Below are 15707 nucleotides of genomic sequence, written 5' to 3'. Positions count from 1 at the left end.
CTCTTAATGTTGTGTTGAAATTAACGATGATCAAAACGTTTGGCGAAGTGATCACCGAGTTTTTGGCTTATCATTACGATTGCGACAATAATGATAGTTGCGATCCATTTTACATAGACCATATTACGATGTTCGCCGTAGCTAATGGCGAGATTGCCTAAACCGCCGCCGCCAACAGCCCCTGCCATTGCGGAATAGCCGATTAAAGCCACCAAGGTCAGAGTAATACCGTTGATCAGAATCGGTAAAGATTCGGGTAGATAGAATTTGGTAACCACTTGCCAGTTGGTCGCCCCCATTGATTTTGCCGCTTCGGTCAAACCGCTTGGGATTTCAAGCAGGGCGTTTGAAGTAAGGCGAGCAAAAAACGGAATCGCCGAAACGCTTAACGGCACGATAGCCGCCGTTGTGCCGAGGGTCGTGCCGACCAACAAACGAGTAAAGGGCAACAACACCACTAACAAAATAATAAACGGCACGGAACGCCCGATGTTGATCACCACGTCAAGCACTTGGTGCAAGCGGTGGTTTTCTAAAATTTCGCCCTTGCCCGTTAAGAATGCGAGCAAGCCAATCGGCAAGCCGACCACCACCGCCAGTAGGGTCGCCGCAAAGCCCATATACAGGGTTTCAAGGGTGGACGTTGCCACCAAGCCCCACATTTGTGGCGTAAGTTCCTTTAAAAAATCAGCCCACATAGCCTAACACCTCAACTTTCACATTATTATCAATCAAATAGAATTTTGCTTCGGCAATTGCATCGCTCTCGCCTTCCACTTCGGCAATCACAAAACCGAATTTCACGCCCCCTGCGTAATCAATTTGCGACATCAAAATACTAAAATCAATGCCAAATTTCTTGGACGCGTGGGAAAGCAACGGTGCATCAACGGAACGCCCCGTAAACTCAAATTTGATAATCGGCTTACTGTTTGGGGTCGGCGTTGGGTTAAGCTGATCCATATATTCTTGCGGTAATTCAATATGGAAAGTCGATTGAATAAAGCGTTGAGCCAGCTCGGTTTTCGGGTTGGAAAAAATTTCGCTGACCGAACCGCTTTCCACCAACTGTCCACGGTCGATCACCGCCACTCGATCACAAATGCGTTTGACCACGTCCATTTCGTGAGTGATCAGCAAAATGGTTAAGCCCAAACGCTTGTTGATCTCTTTTAATAATTGCAGGATCGATTGGGTAGTGGCAGGATCTAAGGCACTGGTCGCCTCATCACATAACAACACCTGCGGATCATTCGCCAAGGCACGGGCAATCGCCACCCGCTGTTTTTGACCGCCCGATAAATTACTCGGATAGGCATCACGTTTTTCCGCCAAGCCGACCAATTCCAATAATTGATTGACCTTTTGTTCGATTTTCTCTTTTGGGGTATTGTCGAGTTCCAACGGCAACGCCACATTTTCAAACACGGTGCGAGACGACAACAAATTGAAGTGTTGGAAAATCATCGCAATATGGCGGCGAGCCAAAATCAGCTCACGTTCGGAAAGAGTGGTTAAATCACGCCCATCGACAATCACCTGCCCCATTGTTGGGCGTTCGAGCAAATTCACACAACGAATCAAGGTGCTTTTACCCGCCCCAGACGCCCCGATCACCCCAAAAATCGTCCCTTTCGGCACTTCAAGGTTCACGTTGTCCAACGCAGTAATTTTCTTGCCCTTGACCTCAAACTGTTTGCTGATGTTTTTCAGCTTAATCATTTTTACTATCCACAAAGTTAAACGAAATTAGCCCTGTATTTTAGACGTCTAGATAGCTATGTCAATTCTACGAGGGTATTTTTTATAAAAAAATGGCATAAGAATTTTCTTCTATGCCATTGGAAAATGAAAATTGACCGACAAGCGGTCGGATTTCCGTTATTTTTCAATCCACACTAAGGTCGCCATTCTGCCCGTTTTGCCCTCACTGCGGTAGGAAAAGAAGCGTTGCGAATCGGTGTAGGTGCAGTAATCGCCGCCCGAAATTTGGCTGATGCCGAGCTTGTTTAAGCGTTGTTGGGCGATTTGATATAAATTTCCTAGAAACTTACCGCTTGCAGTGGGATCTGGCACAAAGGCTTGGGCGGCTTGGGGATCAAAGGCACAAAATTGGTCGATCACTTCCTGCCCCACCTGAAAGGCTTTTTGGCTGATCGCTGGCCCTAGCCACGCGATAATTTCATTCGGCGGGCAAGCAAATTGTTTGACTGTTTGTTCTAGCACGCCATCGCACAAACCTCGCCAACCTGCGTGGGCGGCAGCGACTTCCGTGCCGTCCTGATTGCAAAACAGCACGGGCAAACAGTCCGCCGTCATTACCAAGCAAACTTGATTCGGCTGATTAGTGTAAACCGCATCCGCCTCGAAATCTTGCCCCTCGTAAGGCAAGTGGATCACTTTGGTACTATGGGTTTGATTGAGGTAAAGCGGTGCCTGGGGTAAGCGATGTTGCTCAACCAAACGCTGACGATTAAGAGCCACCGCTTGCGGATCATCTTGCACGTGGCTTCCTAAATTGAGGCTGTCAAACGGGGCTTCGCTCACGCCCCCTTGGCGGGTGGTGGTAAAGCCTTTGATTTGCGGTGGGGCGTTCCACGTTGGCGTAATCACGGGGATTTTCTGTTCCATTTTGTTCCTTATTAGATAGAAAAAATGGACAATTTCTTGTCCATTTTGCAATGTTTAACCTTATTTACGCACGGCAATCGCTTCAATTTCTAAGCCGACATCTTTCGGTAAGCGAGCCACTTCCACACACGAGCGAGCAGGAAACGCAGGGTGATTGTTCTCTTTGAAGAATTTTTCATATTCCGCATTCACGGTGGCGAAATCGTTCAAATCTTTCACGAACACAGTGGTTTTGACAATATCGCCCACGGTTAAGCCCGCTTGTTCGATAATCGCTTTCACATTTTCCAAGGATTGGCGAGCCTGAGCCACAATATCCGTTGGAATTTCGCCCGTTTTAGGATTAACGGGAATTTGCCCCGAAGTGAACACCATTGAGCCTAAATCCACCGCTTGCACATAAGGTCCGATTGCCGCTGGTGCGTTTTCAGTATGAATAACTTTGGTCATCTTTTTCCCCTTAAATTAAGCGTTTTTCGCCATTTCAAATTCAATTAACATCATCAAAATGTGGATCACTTTGATGTGGATCTCTTGGGTGCGATCCGCATAACGGAAGTGTGGCACACGAATTTCCACATCGGCTAAACCTGCCATTTGCCCACCGTCTTTGCCCGTTAAGGCGATCACTTTCATTCCTTTCTCTTTGGCGGCGAGGATCGCATTGATCACATTTTTCGAGTTGCCCGACGTGGAAAGCCCGAACAGCACATCGCCCTCACGCCCCACGCCCTCAATGTAGCGAGAAAAAACGTGATCGTAGCCAAAATCGTTACTCACGCAACTTAAATGGCTTACGTCTGAAATCGCAATCGCAGGATAAGCAGGACGATTTTCACGGTAACGCCCCGTCAATTCTTCGGCGAAGTGCATCGCATCGCAGTGCGAACCACCGTTACCGCAAGAAAGCACCTTTCCCCCTTGTTTGAAACTGTTGGCGATCAACAACGCCGCCTCTTGGATCAATTTGATGTTATTTTCATCCGCCATAAATTTGTCTAACAAATCGGCGGCTTCTTGCAATTCTGCTTTAATTTGAGCTAAATACATCGTCTGTTCCTCTTATCAGAAATTTTGAAAAATCCTACCGCTTGCATCGCAAAAAACGCGGTAAAAGTGGGCGGAAGTCTAATCGATCCACGCCAAAAAGTAAATCAAACCGTCCTCGCTAACCAGCAATTTTTTGTAAACAAAAGTTTCCAAACTCGCATTTTAAGAGTATGATTACGCCTATTTTGAACAAGGGGGGAATTATGCAACTTTGGATTGAAACTTACGCACCGCAAAGCCTTGTGCCGAGCTTGCTCGCTCACTTTGCCGATCATCAGCTCAACGTGCAATCGCTTACCTTTCAGCCGAAAGGGTTGCTTTGCCGTTTAGCTAAAATTCCACAAAATGCTACCCCTTGCTTAACCGCCATTCGAGACTTGCCAGAGGTGCAAAGTGCCGAATGGTTGAATGCCAATCAAGATTTTAGCGAGATCATCACCGCCAACCCGAAAATGCTTGCCCTGATTGAGCAAGCCAAAAAATTTGCTGATTTAACCCCGCCGCTGTTAATTCAAGGGGAAACAGGCACGGGCAAAGATCTGTTCGCCAAAGCCTGCCACCAATTTAGCCAACGGGCTTCACAAAAATTTATTGCGGTAAATTGTGCGGGCTTGCCTGCCGACAAAGCGGAAACGGAAATGTTTGGCGTGAATGACGGCGAACATTCCCACATTGGCTTTTTTGAATACGCCCACGGTGGCACGGTGTTGCTCGATTCCGTGGCGGAACTTTCCCTTGAAATGCAAGCGAAACTGTTGCGATTTTTGAATGACGGCTCGTTCCGCCGTTTGGGGGAAGATCGGGAAATTCAGGTCGATGTGCGGGTGATCTGCACCTCGCAGCAGCCCCTTTCGAGCCTTGTTGCTGAGGGCAAAATGCGGGAAGATCTCTATCATCGTTTAAATGTGCTTTGCCTCAATTTGCCACCTTTGCGTGAGCGGTTGGACGATATTCCCCTTTTAACCGCCCATTTTATCCGCCAGATCAGCCGTCAGCTTGGGGTGGAAACTTTTAGTTACGATCAACATTTTTTAGATTATTTGCAGGGTTATCGTTGGTCGGGCAATTTACGCGAGTTGTATAACGCTCTCTATCGTGCCTGCACCCTCGCCCCTGCTCAACAACTGCAAACCCACGACCTTAATTTAAGCGAGCCAAGTTTGCGTGAGTGCAATGTGCATTTCGAGGGATTTTCCCTTGAAAATCAATCCCTTGACCAATTAGTCGGACAGTTTGAAGCGGCGTTATTACGCAAATACTATGCGGAATATCCTAGCACCCGCAAACTCGCCCAACGGCTCGGCATTTCTCACACGGCGGTCGCCAACAAATTGCGAAGTTACGGAATCAGCAAATGATAAAATCACTGTTACAAGGGGTGGGATTCTGCTTTTTTTTCGCCCTGCTCTCTCAAAGCCACGCCGCCCCCAAAATTCCGCAGGATTTACGCGAAAAAAGTCTGGTTTACTGCACCAGCGTGTCAGGCTTTACCTTTAATCCACAAAAGGCGGATGTTGGCACCAATATGAATGTGGTAACAGAGCAGATTTACGACAAATTGTTTGAAATCGATCCTGCCACCAATCAGTTACAGCCCGCCCTCGCCGAACGCTACCAGATCAGTGAAGATGGCTTAACGATCACGCTTTTTCTACGCCAAAACGTGCAATTTCACACTACGCCATGGTTTAGCCCCACTCGCCCTTTTAATGGGGAAGATGTGGTGTTTTCCCTCAACCGCATTATCGGCAATGTGGCGGAATTGCCGATGTTAGATTTGGGCGAAAATCAATCCAATAGTTTCCGCCAAAATCAGCGTTACACCTATCAATACAAGGCGAATTTGGCTCACTATCCCTATTTTGAAAGTGTGGCAATCAAAAATAAAATCGCCAAAATTTCCGCCCCAACCCCTTATCAGGTGGAAATCCGCCTCACTTCGCCCGATAGTTCGGTGCTGGCACATCTTGCCAGCCAATATGCGGTGATGTTATCCAAAGAGTACGCCCTGCAACTCAATGCGGACGAAAACCTCGTTCAGCTCGATATGTTGCCCGTTGGCACGGGGGTTTATCAGTTGCATAGCTATGTGCAGAACGATTATGTGCGGTTAGAGCCGAACCCTCGCTACTGGGGCAAGCCTGCCAACATTCAAAATATGGTGGTGGATATGACCTCAAACGGCACGGGGCGAATGGCGAAATTGCTGAATGGCGAATGTGATGTGGTGGCATTTCCCGAACCGAGCCAGTTGGTAAAATTGCAAGGGGTAAATATCCTCGAAAAACAGGGGGCGGATCTCGCTTTTCTGGCATTCAATCAAAAACGCCCTCAAATACAGGATCTCGCCCTGCGGAAAAAAATTGCCCAATCGATCAACCGCGAGCGGATCAACCAAAATCTCTTTTACGGACTTGCGGAAGTGGCAGATAACGTGCTACCAACCGCCCTGTTTGAAGCGAAAAATCCGAACAGTTACCCCTATCTGCCAAACGAAAGCGAAAATTTTGAAAAATCTACCCGCTTGCAGTTGTGGGTAGTGGACGAAAAACGGGTTTACAATTTGCATCCGCTCAAAATGGCGGAAATGATCCGTGCCGATTTGGAAAAAGTGGGGATCGAGACGGATATTCTGCCCGTCAGCCGAGCCTATCTCGCCCAACGGATTGAGCAAGGCACGGACGATTACGATCTGATTTTAACGGGCTGGCTGGCGAATAATCTCGACCCGACCGCCTTTTTAAGCCCGATTTTATCTTGTGCCGCCCAAAAAACCGTAACCAACCTTGCCAACTGGTGCAATGAAGAATTTGATTACTGGCTAGAAACGGCTCGATTGAGCGAAAATCCGCAAGCCAAACAGTTGCTCTATCAACTCGCTCAAAATTTGTTGGAAGAACAACTGCCGATCCTACCCCTTGTAAACGGCAATCGCCTGCTGGTAACGCAAAAACGGGTGGAAAACGCAACCATTAGCCCGTTCGGGCAGGTGCGGCTGTCGGAATTAAAATTGAATATGCGAGGAAATTAAATGCTCGTTGCCCTAGTGCGTAAACTTTTTTTAACGCTGATTACGCTGATTTTACTGTCGCTGATTAGCTACCATATTTTATTGCGAGATCCCCTCAACAGCTTTGAAGATTTGACGGGGATTCCCGCCTATTTCAGCTATCTGCAAAATCTGCTAAATGGCGATTTGGGGATCAGCTACAACAACGGCGAACCGCTGACTCAACAGATTTTAAGCGTGTTCCCCGCCACCATTTCCCTCAGTTTATCGGCGTTATTGGTGTCGCTGTTATTGGGCTTGCCGTTGGGCTTCTTGGCGGCGAACCAACGGCATAACTTGCTCGGCAAAACCTTAACCACCTTGGGTTCGGTCAGCCTTGCCGTACCCGTTTTCTGGCTAGCGTTGGTGTTGCTCTACTATTCTTCGGTGCAACAGTGGGAAATTGCGGCGGTGGGGGAAATTCACCCGATTTATGAAATCAACAACGACACGGGTTTTCGCTTACTCGATGCCTTTTTGACCGATTCCGAACATCGCCTCAAAATCATTCAAAATGCCTTGCACCATTTGGCGTTGCCGACCTTGATTCTAGCCATTCCCGCCACCCTTGAAGTGATGCGATTTACCCAGCAACGGGCGGAATATGTGGCAAAGCAAACCTATGTCAAAGTGGCTCAAACTCGGGGCTGGTCACCGTTTAAAGTGTGGCGAACCCATATCGTGCAAAACACCCTGCCTGCGATTGTGCTGATGATTACTCGCACCCTTACCCTGATTTTTGCGTTCAGTATGTTGATTGAAAATGTGTTTAGCTGGGGGGGGATCGGGCGTTGGCTGATTAACGCACTGACTGCACAAGATTATAATGCGATTTCCGCAGGGGTAATGGCAATTGGGCTTTATGTGTTGCTGATCGACCTGCTCACTAGCTTGATCACCACCCTGTTAGATCCGTCAAATAAAAAGGATTGGTATGTTAAATAATAGAGATCCCGAACAATTTCGCGAAACGGCATATCTCAAACAACTCTGGCTACAACTGCGGCGAGATACCCCCGCCCTCGTCAGTTTTTACCTTTTTTTGCTACTGCTCGGCTTGGTTTTTTTCGGCTACCTACTCGCCCCCTACGCTGCCGATCAACAATTTGTCGGCTCAGAACTAATGCCCCCCTCGTGGGCAGATAGCGGTCAGATCCGCCATTTTTTCGGCACGGACGATTTAGGGCGAGATATTTTTAGCCGAATTTTGTACGGTTTTTATTACACGGTCGGCTCATCACTGATCATCACCCTCGCCATTTTGCTGCTAGGTGGGATTATCGGCGTGCTGGCAGGGATCAACAACAAAAGCCGTTCGTTCTCGGTGTTGAGCCATTTGTTCGACACATTCCTGTTTATCCCGATTTTGCTGATTGCGATCATCATCGCCACCCTAATGGAAGCCAGCCTAATCAACGCAATGTTGGCGATTTTCCTCGCGATGTTACCGCACTTTATCCACAAAATTTACCAGGCCACCGAGCAAGAATTGAAACGGGAATATGTAATCACCCTACGCCTAGACGGGGCAAGCCGTTGGACGCTGATTAAAGAAGTGATTATGCCGAACCTCACGGTGGTGGCAGTGAAAGAGGGGGCGCATATTTTTGTGATTGCGATCCTCGACATTAGTGCATTGAGTTTCATCGCCCTCGGTGCCCAACGCCCCACCCCCGAATGGGGGGCGATGATCCAAGACTCAATGGAACTCATCTACACCGCCCCGTGGACGGTTATCCTACCAGGAATGGCGATTATTTTCTCGATTAGTGTTGTTACGCTTTTAGGGAATGGAATTACGAGAGTGTTGGAAAAATATCGCTATTAGTAGAATTTCGCAGAATCCTACCGCTTGTAACTGAAAAAATAAGGGCGGATATAAAATCCGCCCCTACGGACCATTATTTGCTCGGACAAAAATCCCCCGTCATTTTGCGTTGAGCGGTTTCGTCAATTTCAAGGTCAATTTGTACTGTTTGAGCCAGCTTGCTGGCGAGTTTACAAATTGACCGCAGAAATTAGAAACAAGCGAAACATCAGCAAAATGCTCGGGGCGTGTTTCTTTGGTTACTTTCTTTGCACGAGCAAAGAAAGTAACAATCTAAAACAAGGGGTAGGATTTCCGAGAATTTCCTACCCCTTGCAGTATTTACACAATCGCAATCTTCACATCTTTACTCAATCCGCGAACCAACTGCGATCCTTTTCTGGCGCGTTCGCCTCGGTAGGTGTCGATGTCGCTTGGTTTGAGGGTAATTTTGCGTTTGCCTGAGATAAATTCAATCGAATTGGTTGAAGTAATCAACAATAGGCGTTCCAACAATTCGGTGCGTTCTTTGGCGGCGGTGGCGGAGATGTTGATGATTTTGTTACCTTTACCTTTGGCGAGGGTTGGTAGTTCGGAAAGTGGGAACACCAACATTCGCCCTACGTTGCTTAACGCCACGAGGGAAAGATCCTGCTCATCGCCAATCAATAACGGCGGTAGCACTTTGGCGTTTTCCGTGAGGGAAACCACCGCTTTGCCCGCTTTTTGGCGAGAGACGAGATCGCTAAATTGGCAGATAAAGCCGTAGCCCGAATCCGATGCCATTAGCACTTTGGCGTTTTCGTCCGCCATTAGCAGATAATCAATGCTCGCCCCCTCTGGCAGGCTGATTTTGCTGGAAAGTGGCTCGAATGGCGAGCGTCCAGACGGCAACGCCGACACATCAAGGGTGTAGGCTCGCCCTGTGCTATCAAGGAAAACCACCGCTTGATTACTGCGTCCGCAAACGTGGGCGAGGTAGCCGTCCCCTGTTTTGTAGCTTTGAGCTTCGAGGTTTGGCTCGTGTCCTTTTACGCAACGCACCCAGCCTTTTTGCGATAAAATCACGCTCACATCTTCCACAGGGCTGAGGCTGGTTTCATCAAGTTTTTTCGCTTCTTCACGCATCACTAACGGCGAGCAGCGTTCGTTGGCGTAAAGTTTGGCATCGGCTTGAATTTCTTTCTTAATCAAACTGTTCAAACGGCGTTCTGATCCCAAAATCGCCTGCAATTCATCACGCTCTTTTTCTAATTTTTGCTGTTCGGCGATCAGCTCAATTTCTTCTAATTTGGCGATTTGGCGTAGGCGTAAATTTAAAATCGCTTCCGCTTGTTCTTCGCTCAAATCGAACCGCTTGATCAGTTCCGCTTTTGGCTCATCTTCATTGCGGATAATCTCAATCACTTCATCAATGTTGAGATAGGCAATCCGCAAGCCCTCTAAAATATGCAGACGACTCAACACCTTTTCCAAGCGATAATTTAAGCGGCGAGAAACGGTGGTGCGGCGAAATGCCAGCCATTCGGTCAGAATGGTGCGTAAATCTTTCACTTCGGGTTTACCGTTCAAACCGAGCATATTCAAATTAACTTTGAAACTGCTTTCCAGTTGGGTGGTGGCAAACAGGTGGCTCATCAGCTCATCAAAATCGACACGGTTAGAACGTGGCCTAATCACAATCCGTAGCGGATGCTCTTGGTTGGATTCATCTTGCACATCTTCCACCATTGGCAATTTTTTCTCTTTCATTTGTGCCGCAATTTGGGCGATGACTTTGGCTGGCGAGACTTTATACGGCAGTTCGGAAATCACAATCACTTTATTCGCCGAACGAGAAGTGGCTTTTTTATCCTCTTCCACCGACCACACCGCACGCATTTTGAGCGAACCCGTACCTTGCTGATAAATGCGGTTAATTTCCGCTTTCGGGGTAATGATTTCCGCTTTGGTTGGATAATCTGGGGCTTGCACCACGTTGAGCAAATCGTCCATTGTCGCTTGCGGATTGTCGAGCAACATCACGCAGGCATCGGCGATTTCCTGCACATTGTGGGGCGGAATATCAGTCGCCATTCCCACCGCAATCCCCGAAGTGCCGTTCAGCAAAATGTGGGGCAAACGAGCTGGCAGGTAGGTTGGCTCTTTCTGCGTGCCGTCAAAGTTGGCTTGATAATCGACCGTGCCTTGCCCCAATTCGGACAGTAACATTTCGGCAATTTTGGACAAACGTGCTTCCGTATAACGATAGGCCGCCGCACCATCATCAAGGCTACCCCAGTTACCTTGCCCATCAACTAACGGATAGCGATAAGAGAAATCCTGTGCCATTAACACCATTGCCCCGTAGCAAGCACTGTCGCCGTGTGGGTGGTATTTACCCAACACATCCCCCACGGTGCGGGCGGATTTTTTATATTTGGCGGTTGGGTTTAAGCCGAGTTCAGACATCGCATAAATGATACGGCGTTGCACGGGCTTCAAGCCATCGCCGATAAAGGGCAAGGCTCGGTCCATAATCACATACATCGCATAATTTAAATACGCCGCTTCTGAAAACTTTTTCAGGGGCATCTGCTCTACGCCTTCGTAGTTGATTTCGTTACTCATTTTTTATCTTCGCTAAAATTTTAAAGGGGGTTATTTTCTATAATTTATGGATATTTGTCCACGCTTAAAACGGCAAAAATTTTTTCTGATCCGACCGCTTGCACTATGCTTTCTTGTGGTTTGTGGGTAAAATCCCCCCACTTTTCACTCAACATTTTTCAATAATAAAGGATTTTCAATGCTTGAATTAAGTTTAGCCGTGCTATGTAGCGTTTTGGTTGGCGTGCTGATTAAGATCGCTCGCTCAAAAGGGATTGCGATTGCCCAAAGTATCGCAATGAATTATGTGGTGGCAAGCACCCTCTGCTACTTCGTGCTATCGCCCGATTTCAAAGGGCAAAGTTTGGTTGATATTGTGGCGAATAATCCGTCCTCGGCACTCTTTTTTGCGTTGGGGATTTTGTTGCCGACCATTTTCCTCGTGCAAGCGAAATCCCTTGAATTTGCAGGGATTATCCGCACCGATGCGGCACAACGCCTTTCCCTCTTTTTGCCGATTTTAGCGGCTTTCACCATTTTCGGCGAAACCGTAACCAGCAACAAATTGATCGCCCTGTTAATCGCTTTTGCTGCCTTAGGTTGCTTACTTTGGAAAAGCAATCAAGGGCTAGAAAAAGGTGGTAAAACCGCCGTGATCAGCCTCGCCCTTGTGTGGGTTGGCTTTGGCGTGATCGACATTCTGTTCAAACAAATGGCAAAATCAGGTTCCGCTTTTCCGCTTACTTTATTCATCTCGTTTATTTTCGCGGGCTGCGTAATGTTCTGCTACTTGCTCTTCAAACGCACCCAATGGAATGTGCCGAGTGTGGCGGTGGGCTTATTGCTCGGCGTCCTCAACTTCGGTAACATTCTGTTCTACATCAAAGCCCACCAAGCAATGAAAGACGACCCAACCCTCGTTTTCACAGGAATGAACCTCGGCGTAATCTGCCTCGGCACACTCATCGGGGCGTTCTTCTTCAAAGAAAAAATCCACAAAATCAACTATTTAGGGATTTTGTTCGCCGTTGTGGCGATTATTTGTTTGTTTTATTGGCGATAATTCGTTGTAAATGGCACGCAAGGGGTGGGATTATTTGAAATTTCGAAAAATCCAACCCCTTGTATTGTTACTTTCTTTGCTCGTGCAAAGAAAGTAACCAAAGAAACACGCCCCGAGCATTTTGCTTTGTTTCGCTTGTTTCTAATTTCTACGAGCGATTTGTAAACTCGCTGACTTCGTCAGCTCAAACAGTACAAATCGCCCTTGAAATTAACGAAACCGCTCAACGCAAAATGACGGGGGATCTATTCGAGCAAAGATTTGAAATGTAAAGGCGGATTTTATATCCGCCCTTATTTTTTCAGTTACAAGGGGTAGGATTTTGGAAATTTTTGCCCCCTTGTATATTAAAACCCTGCTAAACTTCACCATATAAGTGTAGCATTTCGTTATCCACAGCTTGTAGCCCCCTAGGGCAGAACCCCGTTCCGTAGCGAAGGCGTGGATAACCTTTCATCAGCAAAACCGAACAGTTGATTTAGTCTTTTAGTCTTAGTCTTCACATTGAAAAACTCGCATACAAGGCAGGTTATTGATGAACACCCCGATTTATTGCGGCATCGATGTCGCCAAACGTAGCTTGGTGATTGGCTTGTCCAATCAGAAGAAAACCAAAACGGAAACCAATAATCCGAAAGGTATTGCCCATTTATTGGATTATTTGGGACGCTTTGAGATTGCACTTGTTACCCTTGAAGCCACAGGCGGGCTATCGTGTCTTGATTGCCAATCCGCAGAAAGCGGCACAGTACGCCCGTTCACAAAATGTGGCGAAGACCGATGCGAAAGATGCCCTAAATTTGGCATTCTACGGACAAAATCTCGACCTCAAAGGCGAAGCGGAAGGCTTGCTCTATGTGCCACTTTCTGAGGCGGAAGAACGGCTGGAAGCCTTGGTGGTANNGAGTGGCAGAACTGTGCCGCTTACAACAAAGCCACGAAACGCAGCAGCCCAACATTCAGCAGCACATTGAAATGCTGGACAAACTGATTGCCGAGTTAGATAAAGACATCGACAATCACACGGAAAACACCCCCGATTTTCGGGACAAGGCAGCACTCATCAGCGACATCAAAGGCGTGGGTAAAAACTGTGTCGCCGTGTTGATGTCGAGCCTACCCGAACTGGGCAAACTCAGTGCCAAACGGCTCGCTTCACTGGTGGGCGTGATACCGCACCCAAAAGAGAGTGGGCAATGGAAGGGAAAATCCTTTTGCCAAGGCGGGCGAGCTATCGTTCGCAACGCCCTCTATATGGCAGCTCTGTCGGCGGTTCGATTCGAACCCGTGTTCAAAGCCTTTTACGACCGCTTGTTGGCAAGAGGCAAACCGAAAAAAGTTGCCCTCACCGCCTGTATGCGGAAGTTGCTGACCATTCTGAATGCGTTGGTCAAACGCAATGAAAAATGGGATGCGAGCTATCATTTATCCACGGGGACGGTAGCGTAGATTTTTTTAGGGAACACAGTTGCTACCCCTTGCTACACAAGGTACTTCCCCCGTAAACGGGGGAAGATCTTAAACTTGCCACAAAATAAGATCTGCCCCCGCCTGCGGGGGAAGTGGTTGAGCGAAGCGAAACCGAAGGGGGCGATCAAATTTGCCCTCTTGCCTAAATTTACTTATTTCACCTTGTCCAAATACACCAACAATTCTGATTCGGGAATATTTTGCACTTTTCGCATTTGGCAAATCAGTAGCCAACTCGCTAAACTTAGACAGATACAAAACGTCAGCCAGAAGCCTGCCGCTGTCATTGGTGAGACGAGCCAATCGGTGCGGGCGAGAATATAGCCCAGTGGCATTCCAAGTAGCCAGTAGCATAGGGTGGTGATGTAGAGAATCGGTTTGGTTTTCTTATAGCCCCGCAAAATGCCATTCGTTACCGCTTGTAGCGAATCGGGGATTTGGTAAATCGCCACGAAGATTAACAGACCGCTTGCAATCGTAATGGATGTCGGATCTTGGGTAAAGGCTTTCGGAATCCAATCTCGGCTCAACATAAAGAAAATCGCCGCCAGCACCGCCATTAGAAAAGCGGTAAACAGGGCGTGATAGCTCAAAATTTTTGCCTGTTGCACCTGCTGTTCGCCGAGGGTTTGCCCGATCATAATGGTTGAGGCGATCCCAAAAGAGAGGGGGATCATAAAAAACAGCGAACTGGCTTGCAGAGCGACTTGGTGGCTTGCCACCACTTGCGAGCCGAGGGGCGAGAGAATTAACGCCGAGGCGGAAAATAACATCACTTCGGTAAACAGGGCAAAGGCAATCGGCAAGCCTAGTTTGAGTAGTTTTGTCAAAATGGTGAAATCGGGCAGCACCAGCCATTTTTCAAACAATTTAATGTCTTTTTGGCTGGAATGGGTGTAACAATAGTGCAACATCAAGCCGAACATTACCCAGTTTACAATCGCCGTTGCCACGCCGCAGCCGACCGCCCCCATTTCGGGCAAGCCAAATTTGCCAAAAATAAAAATATAGTTGAGGGGAATGTTGAGCAACAGCCCGATAAAGGTGATCCGCATTGCGGGCTTTGGATTCGCCAATCCATCATTCATACAGCGTAAATTCACGGCGAGTAAGGCAGGAATCACCCCAATCGCCAAAACGGCAAGATACTGCTGGGCTTTTTGCGAGAAATCCGCAGGGGTTTGCATAAAATCTAAAATCAGACCGCTATTGAGTAGCACCAAAATCATCGGCAACGCCAGAGCCAGCACAATCCAAGTGCCTTGGCGAATTTGTTGAGCGATCAAATGGCGTTGGTTCGCCCCGTTCAGGTAGGAAACGGTGGGAGTAATCGCATTGAGCAAACCTAAAATAAACAGAAACATCGGGAAGTAAATCGAATTACTGACCGCAATCGCTGAAACATCTTCATCGCTGACCAAGCCCGCCATTACAATATCCGACAGCCCCATTCCAGACGCAGAAAGCTGCGAAATAAAAATCGGCAGGGATAATTTAAACAAGCGGCTGACATTTTCAGGATATTGTCGCCATTCAAAATTGAGCATCTTTTCTCTCTTTTTTCTATGCAAGCGGGTAGATTTCTGGAAATTTTAGGCTACCCGAAAATCTCAAATAAAAAAGGACGCTTTTCAGCGTCCTCATCTCTATTCTTTAAAATTAAAGAGCAGATTTTGCTTTTGCAACTAACGCTGCGAAAGCCACTTTGTCAAATACTGCGATATCCGCAAGGATCTTACGGTCGATTTCAACAGATGCTTTTTTCAAGCCGTTGATGAATTTGCTGTAAGATAAACCATTTTGACGAGCCGCTGCGTTGATACGTGCAATCCATAATTGACGGAATTGACGTTTACGTTGACGGCGGTCGCGATATGCATATTGACCAGCTTTAATTACCGCTTGGAACGCAACACGATAAACGCGTGAACGCGCACCATAATAACCTTTTGCAGCCTTAAGAACTTTCTTATGGCGTGCTCTTGCAATAACACCACGTTTTACACGAGCCATTATTTAATCTCCTAATGTATATAATTAACTAAAAT

Annotated in this window: 13 protein-coding genes and 1 pseudogene; 6 read left to right on the top strand and 8 right to left on the bottom strand. The window is 47.4% G+C overall.

From position 1 onward, the window contains the following. Positions 1 to 20: 20 nt before the first annotated feature. The 5 genes from B0187_RS01460 to lpcA all read right to left on the bottom strand — a co-directional run bounded on the left by B0187_RS01460 (position 21) and on the right by lpcA (position 3681). Positions 21 to 698, bottom strand: coding sequence for a methionine ABC transporter permease (locus B0187_RS01460; protein WP_078236089.1), 678 nt, complete (start codon positions 696 to 698; stop codon positions 21 to 23). Next, complete coding sequence (gene metN / locus B0187_RS01455) at positions 688 to 1722, bottom strand: methionine ABC transporter ATP-binding protein MetN (RefSeq protein ID WP_078236088.1); 1035 nt, start codon at positions 1720 to 1722, stop codon at positions 688 to 690. Before metN ends, B0187_RS01460 begins: the two co-directional genes overlap by 11 nt. Before the next feature lie 159 nt (positions 1723 to 1881). Then, entirely contained in the window at positions 1882 to 2631 is a 750-nt protein-coding gene (pgeF, locus tag B0187_RS01450; RefSeq protein ID WP_078236087.1) for a peptidoglycan editing factor PgeF, read from the bottom strand. A gap of 60 nt (positions 2632 to 2691) precedes the next feature. After that, positions 2692 to 3081, bottom strand: coding sequence for a 2-iminobutanoate/2-iminopropanoate deaminase (gene ridA, locus B0187_RS01445; RefSeq protein ID WP_078236086.1), 390 nt, complete (start codon positions 3079 to 3081; stop codon positions 2692 to 2694). A 15-nt stretch (positions 3082 to 3096) separates the two neighbouring features. Continuing rightward, positions 3097 to 3681: a D-sedoheptulose 7-phosphate isomerase gene (gene lpcA, locus B0187_RS01440; protein ID WP_078236085.1), complete on the bottom strand. Its 585-nt coding sequence runs from the start codon at positions 3679 to 3681 to the stop codon at positions 3097 to 3099. 203 nt (positions 3682 to 3884) lie between these two features. Here lpcA and B0187_RS01435 point away from each other — a divergent pair, with 203 nt between their 5' ends. Genes B0187_RS01435 through B0187_RS01420 form a run of 4 tightly spaced genes read left to right on the top strand, consistent with a single transcriptional unit; the run spans position 3885 to position 8558 of the window. Next, the gene (locus B0187_RS01435; RefSeq protein ID WP_078236084.1) at positions 3885 to 5039 is read left to right on the top strand and encodes a sigma 54-interacting transcriptional regulator; all 1155 of its coding nucleotides are present in this window, start codon (positions 3885 to 3887) and stop codon (positions 5037 to 5039) included. Continuing rightward, positions 5036 to 6712, top strand: coding sequence for an ABC transporter substrate-binding protein (locus B0187_RS01430; protein WP_078236083.1), 1677 nt, complete (start codon positions 5036 to 5038; stop codon positions 6710 to 6712). Before B0187_RS01435 ends, B0187_RS01430 begins: the two co-directional genes overlap by 4 nt. Beyond that, positions 6713 to 7675 (top strand): ABC transporter permease subunit, encoded by a 963-nt coding sequence (locus B0187_RS01425; protein WP_078236082.1) that lies wholly within the window; start codon positions 6713 to 6715, stop codon positions 7673 to 7675. It begins immediately after the preceding gene. Further along, entirely contained in the window at positions 7665 to 8558 is an 894-nt protein-coding gene (locus B0187_RS01420; protein WP_078236081.1) for an ABC transporter permease subunit, read from the top strand. The genes B0187_RS01425 and B0187_RS01420 overlap by 11 nt, the downstream gene beginning before the upstream one ends. A 321-nt stretch (positions 8559 to 8879) precedes the next feature. Here B0187_RS01420 and parC read toward each other — a convergent pair whose 3' ends face one another. Further along, positions 8880 to 11147 (bottom strand): DNA topoisomerase IV subunit A, encoded by a 2268-nt coding sequence (gene parC, locus B0187_RS01415; protein WP_078236080.1) that lies wholly within the window; start codon positions 11145 to 11147, stop codon positions 8880 to 8882. Between the two features lie 178 nt (positions 11148 to 11325). Here parC and B0187_RS01410 point away from each other — a divergent pair, with 178 nt between their 5' ends. Further along, entirely contained in the window at positions 11326 to 12189 is an 864-nt protein-coding gene (locus tag B0187_RS01410) for a DMT family transporter (RefSeq protein ID WP_078236079.1), read from the top strand. Between the two features lie 535 nt (positions 12190 to 12724). After that, positions 12725 to 13638, top strand: a pseudogene (locus B0187_RS01405) (IS110 family transposase). Between the two features lie 173 nt (positions 13639 to 13811). Here B0187_RS01405 and B0187_RS01400 read toward each other — a convergent pair. Together B0187_RS01400 and rplT are read right to left on the bottom strand one after the other, a co-directional pair. After that, complete coding sequence (locus B0187_RS01400) at positions 13812 to 15206, bottom strand: MATE family efflux transporter (protein ID WP_078236078.1); 1395 nt, start codon at positions 15204 to 15206, stop codon at positions 13812 to 13814. Positions 15207 to 15318: 112 nt separating this feature from the next. Next, the gene (rplT, locus tag B0187_RS01395; protein ID WP_078236077.1) at positions 15319 to 15672 is read right to left on the bottom strand and encodes a 50S ribosomal protein L20; all 354 of its coding nucleotides are present in this window, start codon (positions 15670 to 15672) and stop codon (positions 15319 to 15321) included. Positions 15673 to 15707: the final 35 nt, after the last annotated feature.

The organism is Haemophilus paracuniculus (genome assembly GCF_002015115.1).
Lineage (GTDB): Bacteria > Pseudomonadota > Gammaproteobacteria > Enterobacterales > Pasteurellaceae > Haemophilus_E > Haemophilus_E paracuniculus.
Note: the sequence above shows the minus strand (reverse complement) of the source record. Positions and strands in the feature narration are given on the sequence as shown.